This is a genomic window from Bacillus sp. FSL K6-1003 (genome assembly GCF_037964945.1).
Taxonomy (GTDB): Bacteria; Bacillota; Bacilli; order Bacillales; family Bacillaceae; genus Bacillus; species Bacillus mojavensis.
In genome coordinates, this window is record NZ_CP150176.1 from 3,157,953 (window position 1) to 3,181,294 (window position 23,342).

At 44.0% G+C, this 23,342-nt stretch carries 24 protein-coding genes and 1 pseudogene; 9 read left to right on the top strand and 16 right to left on the bottom strand.

Annotated elements, in window-relative coordinates; genetic code table 11:
- Positions 1–98: 98 nt before the first annotated feature.
- Positions 99–965: a LysR family transcriptional regulator gene (locus NSU16_RS16195; protein WP_268504672.1), complete on the top strand. Its 867-nt coding sequence runs from the start codon at positions 99–101 to the stop codon at positions 963–965.
- Between the two features lie 45 nt (positions 966–1,010).
- On the opposite strand, the pseudogene NSU16_RS16200 reads toward NSU16_RS16195, so the two are convergent.
- From NSU16_RS16200 to NSU16_RS16215, 4 genes and pseudogenes are all read right to left on the bottom strand, one after another.
- Positions 1,011–1,299, bottom strand: a pseudogene (locus NSU16_RS16200) (YusU family protein).
- A 27-nt stretch (positions 1,300–1,326) separates the two neighbouring features.
- Positions 1,327–2,154, bottom strand: coding sequence for an ABC transporter ATP-binding protein (locus tag NSU16_RS16205; RefSeq protein WP_081638363.1), 828 nt, complete (start codon positions 2,152–2,154; stop codon positions 1,327–1,329).
- 215 nt (positions 2,155–2,369) lie between these two features.
- Positions 2,370–2,807 (bottom strand): YusW family protein, encoded by a 438-nt coding sequence (locus NSU16_RS16210; RefSeq protein WP_268471555.1) that lies wholly within the window; start codon positions 2,805–2,807, stop codon positions 2,370–2,372.
- 109 nt (positions 2,808–2,916) lie between these two features.
- Entirely contained in the window at positions 2,917–4,701 is a 1,785-nt protein-coding gene (locus NSU16_RS16215; RefSeq protein WP_339191500.1) for a M3 family oligoendopeptidase, read from the bottom strand.
- 135 nt (positions 4,702–4,836) lie between these two features.
- Here NSU16_RS16215 and NSU16_RS16220 point away from each other — a divergent pair, with 135 nt between their 5' ends.
- Both NSU16_RS16220 and mrgA read left to right on the top strand, forming a co-directional pair.
- Positions 4,837–5,691, top strand: coding sequence for an oxidoreductase (locus tag NSU16_RS16220; RefSeq protein ID WP_326196757.1), 855 nt, complete (start codon positions 4,837–4,839; stop codon positions 5,689–5,691).
- 77 nt (positions 5,692–5,768) lie between these two features.
- Positions 5,769–6,230: a metalloregulation DNA-binding stress protein MgrA gene (mrgA, locus tag NSU16_RS16225; protein WP_268447220.1), complete on the top strand. Its 462-nt coding sequence runs from the start codon at positions 5,769–5,771 to the stop codon at positions 6,228–6,230.
- Between the two features lie 40 nt (positions 6,231–6,270).
- Here the strand turns inward: mrgA and NSU16_RS16230 are convergent, their stop codons facing one another.
- Positions 6,271–7,647, bottom strand: a complete 1,377-nt coding sequence (locus NSU16_RS16230) for a trypsin-like peptidase domain-containing protein (RefSeq protein ID WP_339178116.1) — start codon at positions 7,645–7,647, stop codon at positions 6,271–6,273.
- A 276-nt stretch (positions 7,648–7,923) separates the two neighbouring features.
- Between NSU16_RS16230 and cssR the strand changes: the two genes are divergently transcribed.
- On the top strand, positions 7,924–8,601 hold the full coding sequence (gene cssR / locus NSU16_RS16235; RefSeq protein WP_168748709.1) for a secretion stress-responsive two-component system response regulator CssR: 678 nt from the start codon (positions 7,924–7,926) through the stop codon (positions 8,599–8,601).
- Entirely contained in the window at positions 8,598–9,953 is a 1,356-nt protein-coding gene (gene cssS / locus NSU16_RS16240) for a secretion stress-responsive two-component system sensor histidine kinase CssS (RefSeq protein ID WP_010331824.1), read from the top strand. Before cssR ends, cssS begins: the two co-directional genes overlap by 4 nt.
- Before the next feature lie 27 nt (positions 9,954–9,980).
- On the opposite strand, the gene spxO is transcribed toward cssS, so the two are convergent.
- Positions 9,981–10,145 carry an anti-adapter protein SpxO gene (gene spxO, locus NSU16_RS16245; protein WP_003221681.1) on the bottom strand — a complete coding sequence of 55 codons (165 nt, stop codon included), beginning with the start codon at positions 10,143–10,145 and terminating at the stop codon, positions 9,981–9,983.
- Positions 10,146–10,313: 168 nt separating this feature from the next.
- On the opposite strand from spxO, the gene NSU16_RS16250 reads away from it, so the two are divergent.
- Entirely contained in the window at positions 10,314–11,189 is an 876-nt protein-coding gene (locus NSU16_RS16250; protein WP_268447217.1) for a TetR/AcrR family transcriptional regulator, read from the top strand.
- A gap of 37 nt (positions 11,190–11,226) precedes the next feature.
- Here NSU16_RS16250 and fumC read toward each other — a convergent pair whose 3' ends face one another.
- Both fumC and NSU16_RS16260 read right to left on the bottom strand, forming a co-directional pair.
- On the bottom strand, positions 11,227–12,615 hold the full coding sequence (fumC, locus tag NSU16_RS16255) for a class II fumarate hydratase (RefSeq protein ID WP_010331827.1): 1,389 nt from the start codon (positions 12,613–12,615) through the stop codon (positions 11,227–11,229).
- Between the two features lie 66 nt (positions 12,616–12,681).
- Complete coding sequence (locus tag NSU16_RS16260) at positions 12,682–12,867, bottom strand: YvzF family protein (RefSeq protein WP_010331829.1); 186 nt, start codon at positions 12,865–12,867, stop codon at positions 12,682–12,684.
- Between the two features lie 117 nt (positions 12,868–12,984).
- Between NSU16_RS16260 and gerAA the strand changes: the two genes are divergently transcribed.
- The 3 genes from gerAA to NSU16_RS16275 are packed head-to-tail and all read left to right on the top strand — an operon-like array spanning position 12,985 to position 16,617.
- A complete protein-coding gene (gene gerAA / locus NSU16_RS16265) occupies positions 12,985–14,433 on the top strand; it encodes a spore germination receptor protein GerAA (protein ID WP_168748712.1) in 1,449 nt (482 codons plus the stop codon).
- Complete coding sequence (locus tag NSU16_RS16270) at positions 14,402–15,499, top strand: spore germination protein (protein WP_168748713.1); 1,098 nt, start codon at positions 14,402–14,404, stop codon at positions 15,497–15,499. Before gerAA ends, NSU16_RS16270 begins: the two co-directional genes overlap by 32 nt.
- Complete coding sequence (locus NSU16_RS16275) at positions 15,496–16,617, top strand: Ger(x)C family spore germination protein (protein ID WP_168748714.1); 1,122 nt, start codon at positions 15,496–15,498, stop codon at positions 16,615–16,617. The genes NSU16_RS16270 and NSU16_RS16275 overlap by 4 nt, the downstream gene beginning before the upstream one ends.
- Positions 16,618–16,623: 6 nt before the next feature.
- Here the strand turns inward: NSU16_RS16275 and liaR are convergent, their stop codons facing one another.
- The 8 genes from liaR to NSU16_RS16315 all read right to left on the bottom strand — a co-directional run bounded on the left by liaR (position 16,624) and on the right by NSU16_RS16315 (position 23,325).
- Entirely contained in the window at positions 16,624–17,259 is a 636-nt protein-coding gene (liaR, locus tag NSU16_RS16280) for a two-component system response regulator LiaR (protein ID WP_168748715.1), read from the bottom strand.
- Complete coding sequence (liaS, locus tag NSU16_RS16285) at positions 17,237–18,319, bottom strand: two-component system sensor histidine kinase LiaS (protein WP_168748716.1); 1,083 nt, start codon at positions 18,317–18,319, stop codon at positions 17,237–17,239. Before liaS ends, liaR begins: the two co-directional genes overlap by 23 nt.
- Positions 18,316–19,044: a cell wall-active antibiotics response protein LiaF gene (liaF, locus tag NSU16_RS16290; RefSeq protein WP_268504666.1), complete on the bottom strand. Its 729-nt coding sequence runs from the start codon at positions 19,042–19,044 to the stop codon at positions 18,316–18,318. Before liaF ends, liaS begins: the two co-directional genes overlap by 4 nt.
- 34 nt (positions 19,045–19,078) lie before the next feature.
- Complete coding sequence (locus NSU16_RS16295; protein WP_339191502.1) at positions 19,079–19,951, bottom strand: DUF4097 domain-containing protein; 873 nt, start codon at positions 19,949–19,951, stop codon at positions 19,079–19,081.
- 99 nt (positions 19,952–20,050) lie between these two features.
- Positions 20,051–20,731 carry a PspA/IM30 family protein gene (locus tag NSU16_RS16300; RefSeq protein ID WP_010331838.1) on the bottom strand — a complete coding sequence of 227 codons (681 nt, stop codon included), beginning with the start codon at positions 20,729–20,731 and terminating at the stop codon, positions 20,051–20,053.
- 26 nt (positions 20,732–20,757) lie between these two features.
- Positions 20,758–21,138 (bottom strand): cell envelope stress-induced membrane anchor protein LiaI, encoded by a 381-nt coding sequence (gene liaI, locus NSU16_RS16305; RefSeq protein ID WP_326226719.1) that lies wholly within the window; start codon positions 21,136–21,138, stop codon positions 20,758–20,760.
- Between the two features lie 161 nt (positions 21,139–21,299).
- The gene (locus NSU16_RS16310; protein ID WP_010331840.1) at positions 21,300–22,568 is read right to left on the bottom strand and encodes an MFS transporter; all 1,269 of its coding nucleotides are present in this window, start codon (positions 22,566–22,568) and stop codon (positions 21,300–21,302) included.
- 175 nt (positions 22,569–22,743) lie between these two features.
- A complete protein-coding gene (locus tag NSU16_RS16315) occupies positions 22,744–23,325 on the bottom strand; it encodes a cob(I)yrinic acid a,c-diamide adenosyltransferase (RefSeq protein ID WP_339192705.1) in 582 nt (193 codons plus the stop codon).
- Positions 23,326–23,342: the final 17 nt, after the last annotated feature.

Here is a 23,342-nt window from a genome sequence, read left to right on the forward strand (position 1 = left end):
GCTGATCCTATTGTAATGCAGGTTTGGTGTTCCGTATAATGATTGTTAAAGATACTTGCTATCATTTAGATTGATAGCAAAAGAGCGGGGGATTCAACATGGAAAGCGGAGATCTACGTGTGTTTCAAATGGTAGCCCGTGAAGGCTCAATTACGAAAGCCGCACTGCAGCTTGGCTACGTGCAATCAAATGTGACGGCCAGAATTCAGCAATTGGAAGCTGAGCTCGGCACCACCCTTTTTTTGCGCCATAACCGAGGCATGACTCTCTCTTCCAGCGGAAAGCTTCTGTTGGATTATACGAATAAAATTATCGGGCTGCTGGATGAGGCGTCCAAAGCGCTCTCTTCCTCAAATGAGCCGAGCGGACAGCTGATGATCGGTTCCACTCAGACAGCCGCCGCAGTCAGGCTTCCCAAACTGCTTGCTTCGTATTATGAAGAGTATCCAAACGTACAGCTGTCTTTAATAACAGGGCATACACAATTTTTAATTGATAAAGTTCTTCGGTATGAACTCGATGGCGCGTTTATCGGCTGTGAATGCAATCATCCTGAGCTCCAGTCCTTTCCCGCATTTGAGGAGGAGCCCGTAGTCGTGTCCGCTGCATCTGTGTCCTGTGCAGAAGAAGCGATCACAAAGCCGATTCTCGTTTACAGCACAGGCTGTTCGTACCGAGATACCCTTGAAAAATGGCTGCACTCTGCCGGCGTCACACAGCCGGTTATTATGGAGTTCGGCACACTTGAAGCGATTATTGGCGGGGTGACAGCGGGCCTTGGCATCTCCTTGCTCCCGCGGACTGTTGTACAAAAACACGAGTCTGAAGGTTCGATCCGATTGTACACGCTCCCTGAACCTCTCAGACAGATGAAAACGGAGTTTATTCTCCGTAAGGATTCGTTTATCAGCAGCGCGCTGCGCACCTTTATGGCTTCCTTCGCACCAAATGAAACCGCAACATAACAAAAAGCAGTCTGCCGTTTATAAGCGGCAGACTGCTTTTTTAGCCTATTCTTTGTTTCGGTGCTCTTCATTTAACTGTTTGATATGCTGTATGATGTCTTTAATGCCCTGCTTTGCGTCAGGATATGTCGTATTCCAATGCTTGGCGAGCGGAGGCATGCTTTTGGCGATATGCGTGTACACAATCCACTGCTTCACTTCTTCTTTTAATTCACGATTTGACTCCCCAAGGAGAAGCTCGGTATATTTTTCAAGCAATCCATCCAGCTGTTCTTGCAGTTTTTGTTCCATTCATACATCTTCCTTTCGAGAAAACAGCAAGGAGCTTTCTCATTGATGAAAGCTCCTTTAGCCGTGTTATTTATCCATGTGATGTGAAAGCCGCTTCCCGGACAATGCATCTGCCCCGGCCATGAGGAATGCAAAGAGGCGTTCCGAACAGCGGGTCCTGTGTGACCTGACAGTTCATAGAAAACACATTTTGCACCAGATCACAAGTAATGACCTCTTCTGGACGGCCTTCAGCGTAAATCTGTTTATCTTTAATAGCCACAAGGTGATGTGCGTAGCGGCACGCTAAATTCAGATCATGGAGCACCATGACGATCGTCCGCTGTTCCTTCTCATTCAGCTCAAACAGCAAATCAAGAATTTCAATTTGATGCGTCATATCCAAATACGTTGTCGGTTCATCCAGAAGGATAATATCCGTTTCCTGGGCAAGTGTCATCGCTATCCAAGCCCGCTGGCGCTGCCCGCCTGATAAGGAATCGACGGCGCGGTCAGCCATATCCTCCAGCTTTGTGGCTTTTAGCGCTCTCTCTACAGCTGCCTCATCCTCTTTTGACCACTGTTTCAGCCAGTTTTGATAAGGATACCTTCCCTGCTTTACAAGCTGATGCACCGTCAGTCCCTCCGGAGCAGAAGGCCCCTGCGGCAAGATGGCAAGCTCCTTTGCGACTTCCTTTGTCGGAAGCTTGGCGATCGCTCTTCCTTCCAATAGCACAGAACCGCCTCTCGGCTTCATCAGCCGCGCCAACGAACGTAAAAGTGTCGATTTTCCGCAGCCATTGCTACCGATAAATACAGTAATTTCACCTTTTGGAATCGTTAAATTCAGTTCATCAATAATAACGGCATCCCCGTACCCTAAGCTCAGCGTTTCTGTAGAAATTGCACTCATACCCATAACCGCTCCTTTTTGCTGGCTTTTTAGCAGCACTATGTATTGCACGTTTTATATAGACATGCATGTAAGTAAATTGTCATCAATGCAAGTGATACAATATTCAGTCTCTGATATGGTCATATATCCATCATTGTAGCAGAAAACAGTGACTTTGAAAATCATTTTCAATTAGTTTTCTGGTCAAAAATGGCGGTTATGGGTTTTTCAGCACATGATTATTTTTTAATTTCTCTGACAGTGCCGTTCTTAAGCTTCACTTTTAAGTCGAAATGATCATAGTGGCTGTCAAGGTTAAAAGCCGCCAGCACACTGTGAATCACTTCTTTCTCAGCCATTTGATCTGTCACGGACAGCTCGCTTAGAATCATTTTCATCTCATCCAGCGCTTCTTCTCCCTCTTGATTGATGCCAGAGAGCTTATCTTGTATTTCTGCCGTTTCATGAGTTCCGTTTTTTGCGTATATCCCTTCATAGCGGTTATGCTCACCGTCACCGTAGCTGACGCGAAGCGAGAAATGGCTGTAAGGAACGGATTTCATATGAGTAACTGCCGTATTTTCTCCTTCTGCTAGCTGCTGTTCTTCATTGAGACGGCAGCCCGCAATCAGAACAACTGCGAGACAAACGGCCCCGGCCGCTCTGATCAAATGCATAATGGTTCCCCCCTGTAGAATTCCATTTCTTTTAGGTATGTCCAAGGAATGGAATCCTCATTCAGAGAAGAGAACAGAAAAAGCCGGGCTTCAGCGCCCGGCTTTCCTTTTATGATTCAGTCATTTGCAAAAAGGCTTCGGCGTCCTGCACGGCCAGCTTGATGGCATTTTCCCAAAAGTCTCTCTTCGTGATGTCTGCGCCTAAATGCTTCATCGCTAAATCTTCTACGGTCATGGATGCCGTATCACGCAATAGCGCTATATATTTCTCTTCAAACGTGTTTTTTTCTTCAAGCGCCAGAGCGTAAATGCCGAGAGAAAACAGATAGCCGAACGTATAAGGGTAATTGTAAAACGGCACTCTCGTAATATGAAAGTGGAGCTTTGACGCCCAGAATAGCGGATGATACTCGTCTAAAGCGCCGCAGAACGCTTCTTTTTGCGCCTCTTCCATCAGCTCATTTAAACGGTCCGCCGGCACAATTCCCCGTTTTCGTTCTTCGTAAAACCTCGTTTCAAATAAAAATCTCGCGTGGATATTCATAAAAAAAGCAACGCTTCTTTGCACTTTATCCTCCAAAAGCACAAGCTTTTCTTCCTTTGTTTCCGCCTGATTGACAGTCGCGTCTGCCACAATCATTTCCGCAAAAGTTGACGCAGTTTCCGCTACATTCATAGCATAGGATCGATTTAACGGCCTTACATTGAGCATCGCTTCCTGATGAAAGGCATGCCCGAGTTCATGGGCAAGCGTTGAGACGTTCGAGGCACTGCCGGAAAACGTCATGAAGATACGGGATTCCCCGCTGTCAGGAAAGCTTGTGCAAAAGCCGCCGACTCTTTTCCCGCTTCTGTCCTCGGCTTCAATCCAGCGGTCACGGAACGCCTTTTCTGTAAAGGCGGACAACTTTCGTCCAAACGTGGAAAATTGGCTGATGATTAAGTTTGCGGCTTCATCGTATGAGTATTCCTTACCGGCAGACCCAATCGGTGCCTCAACGTCGTACCAATTGAGCTTTTCGAGACCAAGCATGGATGCTTTCCGGTTGAGAAACTGAACGAACGGCTGCTTATTTTCAATAATGACCTGCCACATCGTATCCAGCGTTTCTTTTTTCATCCGGTTGATTTGCAGCGCCTCCTTCAGAACATCCTGCCATCCCCGCGCTTTGTAGGTTTCCAGCCGAAATCCCGCCAAATGATTCAGCGTGCTGCTGAAAATATCCTGTTCCTGCTCCCATGCATGATTGATGCGTTCAAAAACGGTTTTCCTGACAGTACGGTCCTGATGTGACATCATGTTTTCCGCCTGTCCGACAGATAATTGTTTTTCCTCAAACGGAATGGTCATTTTTCCGACAACGATATGATATAAATCATCCCAGGCATGATAACCGTCAACCGCAAGGCTTCCAATCAGTTTTTCTTTGTCTGGGCTGAGCTTTTCGGCAACCCGTTCTCTTCTTTCATTTAATATGTATGATACCTCTCGCAGCCCGGTTGTTTTGAGCAATTCTTCCCACACGCCTTGATCAATCTCCACAAGTTTATGATCCAATGTGACAAGGGAGGACTGAAAATCTGCGACTAGCTGATGCATGCATGATTTATGCTCATTCGCCTTCTGATCGCTAATGTTCTGTGCCTGAAGACACGAGACAAAAGCACCAGCCTGCTGCAGTTTGACCGAATTTTGTTCAAATGCATCGAGCAATGCGGTCAGCCTTCCAGCATCAGCCGGCGTTTCTGGCGGCTCAAAAGCATCCGTCATGTCTTGAAATGCACGCAGGCTTTGTGACAGCTTTTCAATATATCTCTTGAATTCTTCTGACTGGCTCCCGCCTTTAAAAAACGAATCCAGATCCCATGTTTTGTCTACCCCTTGCAATCCCATGACTCAAAACCCCTTTCCTCATTTGATTTTATTATAGAACAATTCTGAATTATTGTATAAAAATTTCTTTTATAGGCGTCATTCTCTGTGCATCATTGTACAATAGCTGTAGCACCAAACAGGAGGATATGGAAAATGAATAAAAAAATAGCTATCGTAACAGGAGCGTCAAGCGGTTTTGGTCTGTTGGCGGCAGTCAAACTGGCTCAGTCATTTTTCGTCATTGCCACAGCAAGGCAGCCCGAGAAAGCGGAACAGCTGCGCGGTTTAGCAGCAAAACATCATGTAGCTGACTCCATTCACATCACCGCTCTCGATGTCACTGATGAACACTCGATCGAAGCGTTTGGAAAAACCATAAGTGCGTATGCCCCAATTGATGTACTCGTTAATAACGCGGGTACAGCTTACGGGGGATTTATCGAGGATGTCCCAATGGAGCATTTCAGAAAGCAATTTGAAACGAATGTTTTCGGATTGATCAATGTCACAAAAACCGTCCTGCCTTACATAAGAAAGCATAGCGGGGCAAAGATTATAAACGTAAGCAGTATCAGCGGTTTGACCGGATTTCCGGCACTGTCGCCTTACGCCGCTTCCAAGTATGCATTAGAAGGATTTTCTGAAAGTCTGCGCTTGGAGCTGCTTCCTTTCGGCATTGAAACCGCTCTGATCGAGCCAGGCTCATACAAGACATCGATCTGGACAACATCTTTATCGAATCACATGACTGTGCCGGCTGACGATTCAGCCTATCATCAATACTATAAAAAGATCCTTTCTTATGTTGAAAAAAATGCCGCTGAAAGTGGAGACCCCCAAGAGGTTGCCGACCTCATTTATCAATTAGCGATGAAACAGCGCGTAAAGAAATTGCGTTATCCGATCGGAAAAGGCGTCAAGCTCACCCTGCTATTCCGTGCACTTTTTCCTTGGTCCGCTTGGGAATCTATCTTGAAGAAAAAACTATTCACCCGACCTAAATTATAATTATTATAATTTAGTATTGATTTTTAATTAATATGTGATATAATTAAATTAACAGATCACAAGGAGGACGTAATATTATGAAAACCGAAAACGCAAAAACAAACCTGACATTAGTTGAGAATTCAATGAACACCCAATTATCAAACTGGTTTCTTCTATACTCCAAGCTGCACCGTTTTCATTGGTATGTAAAAGGGCCTCACTTCTTTACATTGCATGAAAAATTTGAAGAACTGTATGACCACGCGGCGGAAACTGTAGATACGATTGCTGAGCGCCTGCTGGCTATCGGAGGACAGCCTGTTGCCACTTTGAAAGAATACACTGAGCAAGCATCCATCACAGACGGCGGAAACGAAACGTCAGCTTCAGAAATGGTCCAAGCTTTGGTGAACGACTATAAACAAATCAGCAGCGAGTCTAAATTCGTCATCGGCCTTGCGGAAGAAAATCAAGACAATGCGACAGCAGACTTGTTTGTCGGACTTATAGAAGAAGTCGAAAAACAAGTGTGGATGCTTTCCTCTTATTTAGGCTAAAAAAAAGCTGAACCCTCTTCGGGTTCAGCTTTTTTGCCAGTTAGCTGCTGAGGCTCTCTGTCTTCTTGGTCAATGTCACATTCAGGTTTTTCGTTTTTCCGTTGCGTATCACTTGAATTGTTGTTTTATCTCCGACTTTTAAATCTTTATAAAGAATTTGACGGATATCCGCACTGCTTTGGATATCTTTGCCGTTTAATTTGACAATCACATCCTCAGGTTTCATCCCTGCTTTAGCCGCCGGTGAATTTGATTGAACTTCTTTGACGTAGACACCTTTGCTCAATTGATCCCCAAACAGGCCGAGTGTATTTTCCTGGTACGTTTCAGGAACTTGTGACATATCAATCATCTGCACGCCTAAGAATGGACGGTCCACTTTTCCGTTTTCAAGAAGCTGGTCAACAATTGGCTCTACATCGTTGCTTGGAATCGCAAAACCGAGTGACTCAACCCCGCTTTCACTCACTTTCAGACTGTTGATACCGATCACTTGGCCGTTTGAATTGATTAACGGGCCGCCGCTGTTTCCCGGATTGATTGCGGCGTCTGTTTGCAGCACATTCATTTCAACGGTACCTTGAGTCGTATCGACATCAATCGTCCGGTTAAGTCCGCTAATGATCCCTTGTGTCACTGTTCCAGAGAACTGCTGGCCGAGCGGATTACCGATGGCGATGACTTTTTCACCTGTGCGCAGCTGCGAAGAATCACCGAAGCTCGCCACTTTTTTGACGTTCTTGCTGTTGATTTCCAAAACAGCCAAATCGGTAATTGCATCGCTTCCCACAAGCTTTGCTGTCTCCGTTTTACCATTGTACAGGGTAACAGTCAGCTTATTCGCTCCTTCCACTACGTGGTTGTTTGTAATGATATATGCTTTGTTATTGTCTTTTTTGAAAATAACCCCTGACCCTGTTCCGCTTTCACTTTCTGAACCGGAGCTGCCTTCTGTGCCGAATGTGTTATTATGAGAGGTTTGGATATTTGAGATTCCGACAATCGTCGGCTCTAAGTCCTCTACCATATCAGCCACGTTGGTCGCGTTTGTCACAGGTGTCGTTGTAAAATTGTCGGATTGCACCTGTTTATTTGCGGAAGCCGTTTCGGTCGTCTGATTATGGTCAGACGGCAAATAAGGCGCGATGCCGAGCATCAGTCCGCCGCCGATGATCCCGCCTAAAATCGGGCTCAGCCATGCCGCTCTCCGCTTCTTCTCTTTTTTTACAGCTGTTTCTTTCTTTTCCATTTCTAAAGCGGAAGCTGTTTCTTTTCGTCCCGCTTCATAAGAATGAGGCTGATCAAGCAATTTTTGTTCAGGATGCTCAATCAGCTTCCGGTTATCTGTATTCATGTTTTCTGTATGTGAAGGTTCCGTTTGTTGTTCCCCGTTTTGGTCATCACGTCGGTAATCCATATGCATACACTCCTTATTCGGTTTTTCGTTTATCGTTACATATTCATCTCATGTACAAGTTCAATTGTCCCAATAATGAGGAGAAAAGCAAAGCACCAAAATAGAATATGTTTGATCATCCTGCATCTTCCCCGCTCTTTTCTTTTCCTTTCTTCCCTTATACACATCATAAACAAACATTGTGGGATAAAAATGAAAAGAATATGTGAAATTATGAAAATTGCCTGCCGTATGTTAAAACTAGTTTATAATGACGTTGAAAGGATGTGAAGGGCCTTGTCATATACCATTTATCTAGTTGAAGATGAGGATAATCTGAATGAATTGCTGACGAAGTATTTAGAGAATGAGGGCTGGAACATTACATCTTTTACGAAAGGCGAAGACGCCAGAAAAAAAATGACGCCGTCTCCCCACCTCTGGATTCTCGATATCATGCTGCCGGATACTGACGGCTATACATTAATAAAAGAAATTAAAGAGAAGGACCCTGACGTGCCGGTCATTTTTATTTCCGCACGAGACGCCGATATTGACAGAGTGCTTGGGTTAGAGCTTGGAAGCAATGACTATATTTCAAAACCATTTCTCCCGCGGGAACTGATTATACGTGTGCAAAAGCTGTTGCAGCTTGTCTATAAGGAAGCGCCGTCCGCACAAAAGAACGAAACTGTCGTCTCCTCCTATCGGGTCGCAGAAGACGCCCGAGAGGTTTATGATGAAAACGGCAATTTGATTAATTTAACGTCGAAGGAATTTGATCTCCTCCTCTTATTTATCCATCATAAAGGACATCCATATTCCCGTGAGGATATTCTCGTAAAGGTATGGGGACATGATTACTTTGGAACTGACCGCGTTGTTGACGATCTTGTCCGGAGGCTGCGTAAAAAGATGCCTGAACTCAAAGTGGAGACCATTTACGGGTTTGGCTACAGGATGATGACATCATGAAAAACAAGCCTCTCTCGTTTCAAATATGGGTTGTCATCTCCGGCATCCTGTTAGCCATATCGATTTTATTGCTTGTTTTATTTTCAAACACGCTGCGTGATTTTTTCACCAATGAAACGTACACCACCATTGAAAATGAACAGCATGTTCTGACCGAGTACCGCCTGCCTGGTTCAATCGAAAGGCGCTATTACAGCGAGGAAGCCACGGCGCCGACGACCGTGCGCTCTGTTCAGCACGTGCTTCTGCCCGAAAACGAAGCGGCTTCTTCAGACAAGGATTTACGAATCCTGTCGTCTGATTTTATCCATAAGGTATACCAGCTGGCTGATAAACAGGAAGCCAAAAAGAAACGATACAGCGCTGAAATTAATGGCGAAAAAGTGTTTTTTGTCATTAAGAAGGGACTTTCCGTAAACGGGCAATCCGCCATGATGCTGTCCTATGCACTTGATTCTTATCGGGACGATCTGGCCTTCACTCTGTTCAAACAGCTGCTGTTTATTATAGCGGTTGTCATTTTATTGAGCTGGATTCCGGCGATTTGGCTTGCGAAATATTTATCAAGGCCTCTCGTTTCGTTTGAAAAGCACGTCAAACGGATTTCAGAACAGGATTGGGATGATCCTGTCATAGTGGATCGGAAAGATGAAATCGGCAAATTGGGGCATACCATCGAAGAAATGCGCCAAAAGCTTGTGCAAAAGGATGAAACAGAAAGAACCCTTTTACAAAATATTTCACACGATTTAAAAACGCCGGTTATGGTGATCAGGGGATACACCCAGTCCATTAAAGACGGGATTTTTCCTAAAGGAGATCTTGAAAACACAGTAGATGTCATTGAAGGCGAAGCCCTTAAGCTGGAGAAAAAAATAAAAGATTTATTATATTTAACAAAGCTCGATTATTTATCTAAGCAAAAAGTACAACATGAAACATTCAGTATTATGGAAGTGACAGAAGAAGTCATTGAAAGACTGAAATGGGCGCGAAAAGAATTATCATGGGGAATTGATGTAGATGAAGACATTCTTATGCCGGGTGATCCCGAGCAATGGAACAAGCTTCTGGAGAACATACTGGAAAATCAAATCCGTTACGCCGCAACAAAGATTGAAATCATCATGAAACAGGATGATCAGAATATCTTTATCACCATTAAAAATGACGGACCGCATATTGAAGATGAGATGCTTTCCAGCCTCTATGAGCCTTTTAATAAAGGGAAGAAAGGCGAATTCGGCATTGGTCTCAGCATCGTAAAACGTATTTTAACTCTTCATAAGGCGTCTATCTCAATTGAAAATGACAAAACGGGTGTAACATACCGCATAGCAGTGCCAAAATAGACTGTAGATATTTTTGCAGTCTATTTTTTATGTAAAAGAATAGCCGTTAAAATCTCTGTAATTTGTTTTGAGCGGCTGTTTGCATTGATGAACCCATTTTTTCTCTGACAACGTCTGCTTCGGATATTTGACTTTTTCCACTTTAATTCCTCTGTTTCGCAAGCGGCTGATCATTTCGTCCAATTCTCTCATTTCAGATTCACCCTTTCGCTTGAGCTTTGACCGTTCGGTCATCTCAATCTATAATATAAATAATACATGATAAAAAAACAAGTTACAATAAGGTTAAATTTATAACGTACGGTATGACTATATGGTCATATCCTATGTAGGCCTCAAGCTCCGAAAGGGTGGAACCATTTGAAGGAAAAAGAGAAGCTGATTATTGAAACAGCCATTAAACTGTTTGCCCAAAAAGGATATAACGCAACATCAGTTCAAGAAATTGCCAAAGCATGCAAGATTTCCAAAGGCGCTTTTTATATTTATTTTCCTTCTAAAGAAGCGCTGCTTTTATCTATGCTGAATTTCTATTATGATAAAACATTTACCCGTATTTTAAATATTAAAACGAAAGGCGACAGCCCCAGAACAGCTTACCGCAAGCAGCTTACTGTGTTCTATGAAAACATCCTTGAACACAAAGACTTTATTACAATGCAAATGAAGGAAGGTTCTCTGCCTTACACGGATGAAGTAGAGCAATGCGCAAAAAAAATCCGCCAGACTTCCCTTCAATTTCACATTGACAGTCTGTTAAACATATACGGAGAAAAAGCTGAACCTTATACAGCGGAGCTTTGTTTTCTAATAGAAGGAATCAGCCAGATTTACCTGGAATGCATGATTTTGCTCGGGTATACTGTGAAGCCGGATCAATTAGCAGATATCGTTATTAACCGCATTGATGATATGGTTAAAGGCATGTCTGAACGAAACGATGAGCCTTTCATCACGTTAGAAGAAGCAAGCTCTTTATTCGGGCCCCTGTCTCACGGACGGCCTGACCCGCTGACTGAATCGATTGTGAAAAGCCTTCGTGAGAAAATAAAAAGCTTGAACACAAACTCCTCCCTTGAATTATCGGAGAGCTTGGACATACTTGAAGCAGAAATGAAGAAAAAAACACCGAAGCTGGTGATCGTAAAAGGAATGATCCATAACCTGATGGAGTCGGAAGCTCTCGCAGAAGATGCCGAGCAGCTTACATTTCTCTTGAAACATCAATATATTTAGAAGAACGGCTGCTTCACAAGCAGCCGTTTTTTCTCTATTACGCCTTTGGTTTTACCATATCTTCCGGTTTCACCATTTCGTTAAATTGTTCTTCTGTCAGCAATTCAAGCTTCAAAGCCGCTTCTTTCAGCGTCAATCCCTCTTTATGGGCAAGCTTGGCAATTTTTGCGGCGTTTTCATATCCGATATGCGGATTCAGCGCCGTAACCAGCATTAAGGAATTCGACAAGTTTTCCTGAATCGTTTCTTTATTTGGCTCGATACCGACAGCACACTTATCATGGAAGGAGTTCATTCCGTCACTCAGCAGCTGCACGGATTGCAGGAAGTTGTAAATGATCACAGGTTTAAATACGTTTAGTTCAAAGTTCCCCTGACTTGCGGCAAAGCCGATTGTCGCATCATTCCCCATAATTTGCGCTGCGATCATCGTCAGTGCTTCACTTTGTGTCGGGTTCACTTTTCCAGGCATAATGGAGCTGCCAGGCTCATTTTCAGGAATGACAATCTCCCCGATGCCGCAGCGAGGTCCGCTCGCAAGCCATCTGACATCATTTGCGATTTTCATTAAATCAGCGGCAAGAGCTTTTAAGGCGCCGTGTGCATATGTGATTTCGTCATGGCTTGTCAGCGCGTGGAATTTATTCGACGAGCTGTTAAACGTTTGACCTGTCAGTTTCGTGATCTCCTCTGAAACAAGCTCTCCAAATTCCGGGTGAGCATTGATTCCTGTTCCGACAGCTGTACCTCCGATTGCAAGCGCACGCATTTTGTCTGTCGCTTCTAAAATCATTTCCTTCGAGCGATCGAGCATGTGCACCCATCCGCTGATTTCCTGTCCAAGCGTCAGAGGTGTGGCATCCTGAAGATGCGTACGTCCGATTTTTACAATATCATTGTATGCTTTCGCTTTTTCGTCTAACGTATTGCGAAGCTGATCAAGCGCAGGCACAAGCTGTTCATAGACAGATAAAACGGCAGCAACGTGCATCGCTGTCGGGAACGTATCGTTTGAGCTTTGGCTGCGGTTAACGTCATCATTTGGATGAATTGTTTGATCAGAGTTCTTTTCTTTTAATAACGCGGTCGCGCGATTGGCCACCACTTCGTTCATGTTCATGTTGCTTTGTGTTCCGCTTCCGGTCTGCCATACAACAAGCGGGAAGTTATCATCATATTTGCCTTTGAGCACATCATCACAAACTGCTGCAATAGCTTCCGCTTTTTCCGCATCTAGGTTGCCTAAGCGTTTATTAGCGATCGCCGTGCTGCGTTTTAATATTGCAAACGCCTTCACAACACGCATCGGCATTTTTTCAGAACCAATCTTGAAGTTCTCCTTGCTTCGCTGTGTTTGGGCGCCCCAAAATTTATCAGCAGGAACTTTTACTTCTCCCATGGTGTCTCTTTCAATTCTGTAGTCCATTTTATGTATCCCTCCATAACGGTTGCTTCAATAGATCAAATTCGCCAGTGATATAAAAAATCCTTTTTATTTTTCGATCTTGGCAGATTTTAATTTTAATTCAAGATATACGCGGGAGTCCTTTGAATATTTGTACTTCGGATTCGTTCGCCCGTACTCCCTTGATGTATAAGAGACATCGTAATGCTTTTCAAATGATTTAATGAGCTGTTCTATTTCTTCTTGTTTTCCTGCAAGTCTTACCTGTGCCACTTCGTATCCTCCGCTTTCATAAAAAAACTTACACCATGAAATACTCTAACACAGTATATCATTTTTTTAACAGGAAAAGATAACCTCTACTAAGGTTTTGGATAAGAGGTGACCTCGTTGGAACAAACAGAGTTTAAGGAATATATACACGACAATTTAGCATTGGTGCTTCCAAAATTAAAAGAAAACGATGATCTGGTAAAAAACAAAAAAATGCTCTCCAACGGTCTTGTTTTTTACTATCTCTATTTTAGTGAACTGAATGATCAGAAGAAGGTTGAAGAATCGATTAAAACCTTAATCAAAGATGAAGATACCCTCACGCTTGACCAAGTTAAAAAACGCCTTGACCAGCTTGACGCAAGACCTGTTGAAACCGCAAAAAAAACGGTCGAATCCATTCTCAGCGGCAAGTGTGCAGTGTTTATCAACGGATTGGACAAAGTCTATATTCTATCTACAGTAAAGAAAAAAACAAGAAGCCTGGCAGAGCCGACAACTGAAAAAGTGGTTCGCGGACCAAAAGTTGCATTTGTAGAGGATATCGATACAAATCTCGCTTTGATCAGACAAAGAACCTCTCATCCGAAGTTAATCACCAAAAAAATCATGATCGGCAAAGACAAGCTGAAGCAGGCAGCCATTATGTACATTGAGGGCAAAGCAAAAAAGTTCGTCATAAAAGAAGTAAAAGCGCGGCTTAAAAATGTCCAACTTGAGGATATTCAGGACAGCGGAACGCTTGAGGAGCTCATTGAAGATAATAAATTTTCGCCGTTTCCGCAGGTTCAAAATACGGAAAGACCGGATAAGGTATCGTCGGCCCTGTTTAACGGCCGTGTGGCCATTTTGGTCGACAGTTCACCATTTGTGCTGCTGGTCCCTGTTTCTCTCGGTGTCCTGATGCAGTCCCCGGATGACTACTATGAACGCTGGATTTCAGCATCTCTAATCCGGACACTGCGTTTTGCTTCTATCTTCATCACCTTGTTTTTGTCATCTATTTATATTGCACTCGTTTCCTTCCATCAAGGGCTGCTGCCGACCGCGCTCGCCGTCACGATTTCGGCAAACAGGGAAAACGTGCCGTTTCCGCCGATATTTGAAGCCTTGCTGATGGAAGTGACGATCGAGCTGCTCAGAGAAGCCGGGCTGCGTCTTCCCAACCCGCTTGGCCAGACGATCGGCCTCGTCGGGGGCGTAGTCATCGGACAAGCGGCGGTAGAGGCGAATCTCGTCAGTTCGATTATGGTCATCGTTGTCAGCGTCATTGCCCTTGCATCCTTTACCGTTCCCCAGTACGGAATGGGTTTGTCTTTCCGGGTGCTGCGTTTTATTTCGATGTTTTCCGCCGCTATTCTTGGGCTGTACGGGATTATTTTATTTATGCTTGTTATTTATACGCATCTAACGAGACAAACGAGCTTTGGATCTCCGTATTTTTCGCCAAACGGATTCTTCAGCCTGAAAAATACGGATGATTCCATTATCCGTCTCCCAATTAAAAACAAACCAAAAGAGGCGAATAATCCAAATGAGCCAAAAACAGACTCCACTGAAACTTAATACCTTCCAAGGTATTGCTATTGTTGCAAATACGATGCTTGGTGCCGGTCTTTTAACATTGCCGCGAGCGCTCACCACTAAGGCTAATACTCCTGACGGCTGGATCTCGCTGATATTAGAAGGTGTCATTTTTATCTTTTTCATTTATTTAAACACGCTCATTCAGAAAAAACATCAATACTCTTCTCTATTTGAGTATTTGCAGGAAGGGCTTGGGAAATGGATCGGCAGCATCTTCGGCCTTTTGATCTGCTGCTATTTTATCGGAGTGGCCAGCTTTGAAACCAGGGCGATGGCTGAAATGGTAAAGTTTTTCCTGCTGGAGAGAACGCCGATTCAGGTCATTATCTTAACGTTTATCTGCTGCGGCATCTATTTAATTGTTGGAGGGTTAAGTGATGTGTCTCGGCTGTTTCCCTTTTACTTAATAGTAACGATTATTATTTTACTGGTTGTGTTTGGGATCAGTTTTAAAATTTTTGACATCAATAATTTGCGCCCTGTTTTAGGCGAAGGTCTTGGACCCATTGCGAACTCCCTGACTGTTGTCTCCATATCTTTCTTAGGAATGGAAATAATGCTGTTTCTCCCTGAACATATGAAGAAAAAGAAATACACATTTAGATACGCGGCTTTCGGTTTTCTGATTCCGATTATTTTATATATCCTGACGTATGTCATTGTTGTCGGGGCTTTGACCGCTCCTGAGGTAAAAACGCTGATCTGGCCGACCATTTCTCTCTTTCAGTCTTTTGAGCTCAAGGGCATATTCATTGAACGGTTTGAATCGTTTTTACTGGTCGTCTGGATCATTCAATTTTTCACAACGTTTGTCATTTACGGATATTTTGCCGCTAACGGACTGAAGAAGACGTTTGGATTATCGACTAAAAAAAGCATGGTTCTCATTGGCGCGGCTGTCTATTATTTTTCTCTATGGCCGGATGACTCTAATCAGGTCATGATGTATAGCGATTATCTCGGATACATTTTCGTCTGCCTGTTTTTACTTCCCTTCATTCTCTTTTTCATTGTAGCTGTCAAAAGGAGGATTACAGCAAAATGAAAATCCGCATTTTAAGTATGTTCATATGCATCCTGTTGCTGTCCGGATGCTGGGATAGCCAGAATATTGAGGAATTAAGCCTGATCATCGGTGTTGGCTTGGACAAGCCGGATGATAAAAATTTAGAACTTACACAGCAGATTCTTGTGCCGAAAAAAATCAGCTCCAAGGAAGGCTCTTCATCTGACCCAACACAGCTTTCTATCACAAAGGGTGAAACGGTCCATCAAATGATGAGAACATCTGCATTAAAACATAACCCTACGTTTTCACAGCATTTGCGTCTCATTCTGCTTTCCAAGAGCGTGATTGCGGATCATATTGGAATGGACGCGATCATTAACCAGTTTGTCAGAGACAATGGAACAAGGAGGAGTTCGTACGTCTTTGTCACCGATGGCAGGACTAAGGATATATTTAAGATGAATGATCAAGGAGAGCCCGCATCCAATGTGATTTATGATCTGACAGAGAATAATGCGGTGACGATTAGAATGATGGAGCCTGTTACATTGGGAGAGATCTCAGAACACTTGACCTCTGATGATTCGTTCCTTATCCCTCATGTCGGTGAGGAAAACGGCAAACTCGCGATAAACGGAGCTTCTATCATCAAAGATAAATTATGGAACCGGGATCTAACACCGATTGAGGTTCAAAATATCAACTTATTTACAGGCACTGTCGAAGGAGGCGTCATTGACTTGAAGCGCGATGGCTATCTTTTTTCTTATGAGGTGTATTCGAGCAATCGGAAGATCAAGACGGCCTACAAGGACGGAAAGTTCAAATTCACCGTCACACGCAATATTGAAGGTCGTTTATCAGAGGACTGGAATCCGAATGAAGATTCATTTAAGGATTCATATATCAAAGATATTGAAAAGACAGTCGAAAAACGATTACACGAAACAGTAACAGCATTTATTACAGGCAAGCTGCAGAAAGATATCAAAGCAGATGTAACCGGGCTGCGAAACGAAGTCAGAATTCATTATCCTCAAAAGTGGAAAAAGATCTCAAGAAAATGGGATGATGATTATTTCAGCAATGCGGAAATAGACTACCGGGTCAATGTGGTTGTCAGAGACTTCGGGACGAAAGGCGCAAACAAATAGCCGACTCTATTTTACGAGGTGATTTCGGTGTGCGTACACAGCTGCCTGCGTCCGGTCACTGACATCCAGCTTTGATAAAATATTGGTGATGTGGGTTTTGACTGTTTTGATCGTGATAAACAGCTCCTCACCTATCTCTTTATTTGTTTTTCCTTCTGCAATCAGACAGAGAATCTCAAGCTCCCGTTTCGTGAGGGATTCATGCGGGAGCGCGTTTTCACCTGAGTGGCGCAGCCGGGATAATACTTTCCCCGCCACTTTTGATTCTAGCTTTGGCTCTCCCTTGCTTGCGGCACGGATCGCATCAGCGATTTCGGCCGCTTTTGATGTTTTTAGTAAGTAGCTGAGCGCTCCCGCTTCAATAACCGGATACACTTTATCATCATCAATGAAGCTTGTGAGCACAATAATTTTCGGATCGGAAAGTTTCTGGCAAATTTGCTTTGTCGCTTCAATGCCGTCCATGCCTTCCATGACAAGATCCATTAAGATCACATCAGGCTGTAATTCAACAGCAAGCTGTACACCCTCGCTGCCATCAGACGCTTCGCCGATGACATCTATATCGGGCTGCGCCTCCAAAAAAGCGGCGAGTCCCATTCTGACCATTTCATGATCATCAATCAACAATACTCGAATCACGTTCGTTCTCTCCTTTTTCTTCCGGGAAAATCGGGACCTTTACTTCAATTTGTGTGCCTTTTCCTTCAACCGAAATCACCTCGGCGACTCCGCCGATTTCGCTTGCACGTTCTTTCATCGAATTCAAGCCGTAGGATGACGCTTTTACCTGCTCCATCTTGAATCCTTTTCCGTTATCAATGACCTTCAGCCGCAGCTGATTGTTTTTTGCACCGAGAATCACGGATACTTTTGAGGCTTTTGAGTGCCTGAATACATTGGAAAGAGCCTCCTGTACGATCCTGAATAAATGATCCTCTACGCCTTTGGAAATCGGCGTATCCTGTATGTCCCATTCGATATCAAGCGGCTGTTTTTTCCGAAACTCGTCCAAAAGCTCCGTAAGCCCCTCCTTCAGCCCCTTCCCTTCGAGCGTCACAGGTCTTAAATGGAGCAGCAGCGCCCTCATTTCATTTTGGGCTTCTCCCGCCATGTGCTCTACCATCTTGATCCGTTTCACCGTTTTATCATCCGTATCTTTTACGTGTTCTAATACAGCGGAGGTCATCATCGATATCGCAAAGAGCTGCTGGCTGACAGCATCGTGCAGATCTCTGGCCAATCGCTGGCGTTCTTCTGTGATGACTGATTTTTTCATTTGCACCTGCCATTCAGCCCGTTCATTTGAAAGCTTTTGCAAGGAAGCTACTTGAAGTTCAACCCGCTTCGCCATTTCATTCAGCTGATCGGCTGCAAGCCCGATTTCATCGTCCCCGAGCGGCGGTATACGATAAGCGAAGTTGCCATTTTCAAATGTTAAAATCGATTCAATCAATGTATCGACCCTTGTTTTCAGCCGGTTGCCGTACATGTACCCTGACGCAAAACCGATCGTAAGGCTGATCAGCACCAAAATCAGGATAAACGGAATCCCGAACCAGCTTGACGACAGCAACACAAACGGATCAAGCCGATAGTAAACCATCATAAAAGAAATCAAGCAGACAAATAGAAGCAGACTGATTCCCGTTGTCATGCGAATGGCACGCCATTGGAGACTGGCAAGCAGTTTTTTTCTCATACGTATTTCACATCCACATCACCGATAAATAGGGAGACGGATACTTTCACCCGGCGTTTGGACTCGCTGAAATCAGAAGACGCGGCGTATACCTTTGTGCTTAATCCGCTTTTCTTCGAACCGATCAGATTAATGTCGCCGATAAAAACGGACGAGCTGACAGCCACTTCAAGATCTGATGGAACATAAATATCAACGTTTCCGATCACTCCGCTGATGACAATGGTGCTCTCTCCCTCCGGAATCATCGCTTTTGACAAGTCGATTTTCACATCGCCGATAAAACCCGATACAGTTAAATCATTCAGATCAAACGGCTGCTTCATCATCAGAAGTTCGCCGATAAAAAAGCTTCGCATGTCAGGATGTTTCACATCTTTTGGGGGCTCGGACTGTTTTTCTTTTTCCGTTAAATCGGTAGGTTTCTCATTCGGTTCAAAAATAGGCTTTCCTTTCACAAGCCGGTAGCCGGCGTAAATTAAAAATGCGGCAAACGCGTAGCCAAATAAGTTAAAGGTGATGCTGAACAGATTTTTCAAAAATAAGAAAGCAGCAAAGATGTACATGACGGACCCAAGCCAGTCACGGGAGTATTTTTTCAAAAAATAACCGGCAATCAGAAAAAAGAGCGGCCAAAACAGCAGATCGCCTACTCCGATAATTTGCAAAAACATGCTGATGCCAAATAAAGCAATGATAAGTCCAAGAAGCTGTTTTTTTGTCATTCTGGTTGTTCCGCCTCCTTTCTTCTGCCAGATGCTACCGTATCGCTACATCCCCGCTGCCTGTTTTAATGTCGACTAGGTGCTGTCCGCTTCCTTGTGAGCCTGTGATTTGATGATGATCTTTATGTGTTGTATCAGCAAATGGGTACGCCGAACTGACGCTTCCGCTCTCTGAAGCAGCATTGACTTTGAAACTGCCGTTTTCGGGAAGCTCCAGATTCACATCACCGCTCGTCAATGTGACAGTTGAAGAGCCCGCTGCCTTTTTTAAATCCACGTCAACGTTTCCTGATGTCATCCGTACATCAAGTGAGCCTGAAACACCATCCAAATTTGCGTCGCCTGAAGTTAAGCGGATGCCGGCCGTTTTAGCGTCTGTATTTGATATCGACACATCTCCGGAAGAGCCCTTCACCTCCAGCTCCTGAAGGCGGATACCCGTTACGGTCATATTCCCGCTTGCAGATGCTGCGTTCAGCTTAGAAAGCGTGAGATGTTTATTACCGTCTACAGACACGTCGCCGCTTGAGGTTCTCACAGCCAAACCGCCTTTGTACGTGTATGGAATGCGGACGACAAGGGCAGATCGATGAAATCCATTCAAAAATTGAAATTCTTTTTCCTTTGCCGTCAGCTCCAGCTTTCTTCTCTTTTCAGCCACAAACAATTTTCCCGAGTCACCTGAGATGGTTGCTGATATGTCATTACGCTCTTCCGCTATGATCTTCACATTCTTGTTATCCGATTCAATGATTACGCTTTCGATCTCATGCGGTGAAGCACTGGCTGAATCAGCTTCAGTGCCGTTTATGAATGAAAGACCTTCAGCAAACACGTCTTTGATAACAACCGCAGAAAAAATAAGAATCCCGGCAATGATCAGCAGTTTGCCCAGCATTTTTTTCATTTGTTTTCATCCTTCTCATTTATTCTATTATAAAGGAAAAGCCTGTGAATGAATACGTGCGGAAGGGAAGGACTTGACGAAAACCCTTCCCTGTCCTGTTTATTCATTTGCTGCATGTGAGGTTTGATCTGATTTTTTCAAAGAGAGTTCCCGCATCTTTTCGATTTCAGCTTCTACTTCGTCTGCAAATTCACTTTGGCTCGTTTCTGTGCCGGCTTCCGCTGACTTCGAATAATCGGCACGGATTTCCAATTCCTCAATTCGGTTTTCTATCCGGAGAAATTCCCGATACGCGCTTTCACTGTCAATTTTGTCGAATGTCGCGTTCATATGCTCTTTTGCTTTTGCAGCGTTTGCCCGGGCAATCAGCGCCTGTTTTTTATCCTTTACGTCCTGTAGCCTTGTTTCAAGTGTGGCAAGCTGTTCTTTCAGCTCAGCCAGCTGGCTGCTTGCCTGTTCATAGGAAGCTTTGTGCTCTGCTGCCTTTCCCTCTAAATACTTCATTTCTGTCAGCGCTTTTTTCGCAAGCTCTTCTTCACCGGCATCAAAAGCGAGCTGAGCTTGATTCTTACGCTTTCCAGCCACTTCATTTGCTTCTTCATATTTTTTCTTAAATTGATAGGCGATCGTATGCTGTTTGACGATCGTTTGTTTTGCTTTTGCAATATCGCTTTCCATATCACGAACGTACTGATTCAGCATCACCTTAGGGTTCTCCAGTTTATCCAATCCTTCATGAACTGACGCAACAAACATATCTCTCATTCTTTTTAATACCATACCGTTATTCCTCCTCATATCATGTGTTATTTTTTCTTTAAGAAATTTTCCCATTCGTCATCAAAATGAGACTGGTAGCCGGCAGAAGCTGGTTCAGGGTCAAAGCTTGACATATCGCTTTCCGCGGATCCGTTTTTCATCAGTTTCCAGCCGTAATACACCATAGCAGCCGCGAGTGCAATGCCGACGAGAAACGGAAGTGAGCAAATGAGCATCATCGCCCCGAATCCGCCCAAGATGATACCTGTGATGGTTTTGCCTGCTGCGAATCTTTTGATTCCCGCGTATGTCAGCAATCCTCCGATCGCAAGCGGAATGATAAAGCCGAAGCTGCCGCCCCCAAAAAAGACGGAGATTCCAAATACAATTAATAAGAATCCGCCTATCGTTTTCTTGTTGATCTTCATGCAGATCCTCCTTTCGTTTTCCTTGTCTTCATCTTATACAAAACAAAAGATGAGCAAAACGAATCAGAGATTGATTTTTGGATAAGACCAGAGTCGTAGACAGCACCGGACCCAGCGGCATAAAAAAAGCCATGCACGAGGCATGGCGTCTTCAAAAACCTTTACATATGAACACTTGCTTCCCTTTCTTTTACCAAATCGGATTGTTCTGCTTTGGCCAGCTTTGTAAACAGAAGAATTCCGATCCCCGCGATAATTTCCACAACTCCCCCGGCAGCGATCACATTTCCTGAACCAAAAGCGGTTGCGGCATATCCGCAAATGACAGCGCCGGCCGGAATTGAAATATTTGAGATCATATGTATGACAGCATAAACTTGCGGCTGGTCCTCACTATCGACAGATGTCTGTATAATTGTATACTCGGGAACATTGATTGCACTGACTGCAGCGCCAAATGTAAAAGCGGCGAAAAAGACGAGCGGCAAAAAGGTATTCATTCCAGTAATAAAGAAAGCGAATCCTTCAATGATGCCGGCGGTTACGAAAAGCAGTCCGTACTTGTTTACTTTTACTTTTGTCAGTACAAACCCCAATAAAAACGCGCCTATTGCGGTGGTGGCTTTTAATAGCGAATACACAATCGGCTGTCCGTTTAAATCCTCCGCAACATATACAGCGGAGAGCGCTTCCCAAGGGGCTGCCGCGAAATTCATAAAGATACAATAGATAGCGAGCGGATATAAGATTTGGTGTTTTCTGACTAGGACAAAACCGCGTTTCAGTCTGCCAAAATATGTACCTCTCTGTGCAACGGCCGCTGATTCCGATTTTGTTTCAACAGCAGTGTATTTAATAAAGAGAACAAGAAAACCAGAAATAAGATAAAGTACGAGAGCCATAAGCATTGTATAAGAAGGACTGATAAACGTAAGGAGAGCGCCGCATAGTGTCACAGCTCCAAGACGGACAATTTGGGCGGACGACTGCAGCACAGCATTTGCTTTTTGAATGCCTTTTTCATCTACAATTTGCGGGATTAAAGCAATGGAAGCAGGATTATAGGCAGCGCCAGTAGCTGAATGCACAATCATAAGAGTCATAACAAACCACAGCGGAGAGAACCCGCCGAAATGGCAGAGCGGAATGATTAAAACAACCGCGGCTCTTGTCAGGTCTGAAAAGTACATCCAGAATTTTAATGTATTCTGTTTCATGAAAGGACCCGTCACAGGTGCTAAAACAGCTTCCGGCAAAAAGGTGACAGCAATCAATAAAGCAGTTCCGATCGCACCTTCACCGTCAAAAATTAAAAACCATAATATCGAATTAAATGCGAACATATCGCCGGAAATCTTGACTATTCTTGAAAAGAAAAGAAAGTTGAAATTTCTCTTCCAGACGCTATCACTTTCAATGAATCTCACCATCAATCAGAGCCCCCCACTGCCTATTTTTTACATCAATTTGTTACAATATCTCATTTTTCCATTTTTCAGTCAATAATTCATAAGGTTCATTTTTTGTCGTAAAAAGGGAAATTGACAAAATGAAAAAATAAAAAGCCGGCATGTATTGAAAATGCCAGCTTTCATTCATGTTTTTTTATGATCCGCTGCTGTTTCGATCGCGAAACACAATAGCGCTTCTTTCATACTCCACGTCGTCAATACCGCTTCTCACATTGACAACCCGTGCTGCGGCAAAGAAATAGTCGGACAATCGATTGAGATAACGGAGCACCATTTCATGGATCTCTTCCGTTTTCATCAGCGCCACCACTTGGCGTTCCGCCCGCCTTGTAATGGTGCGTGCCACATGGAGAAGCGAAGCTGCCTTTGATCCGCCCGGAAGAATAAATCTCTTTAGTTCAGGTGCCTCTTCTGTATAGGCGTCGATGCGCATTTCTAAAAAGGAGACGGATTCTTCCTTCAACTTATAGTCTCTTTTTTCTGTGATGATTGCCAGATCGCCCCCGCAGTCAAAGAGCTCGTGCTGAATGTTGAGCAGCTCGGCCGTTAGATCCTCAAAGCCACGCTTTTCGGAGAGCTCAGCCAAGGCCAACCCGACAAAACTGTTCAGCTCATCAATCGTGCCGTAGCTTTCTACTCGGAGGCTGTCCTTATCTGTTCTGCCTCCGATTAAGCTCGTTTGCCCGTTATCGCCTGTTTTTGTATATAGTTTCATCATATCTGTCTCCTTTA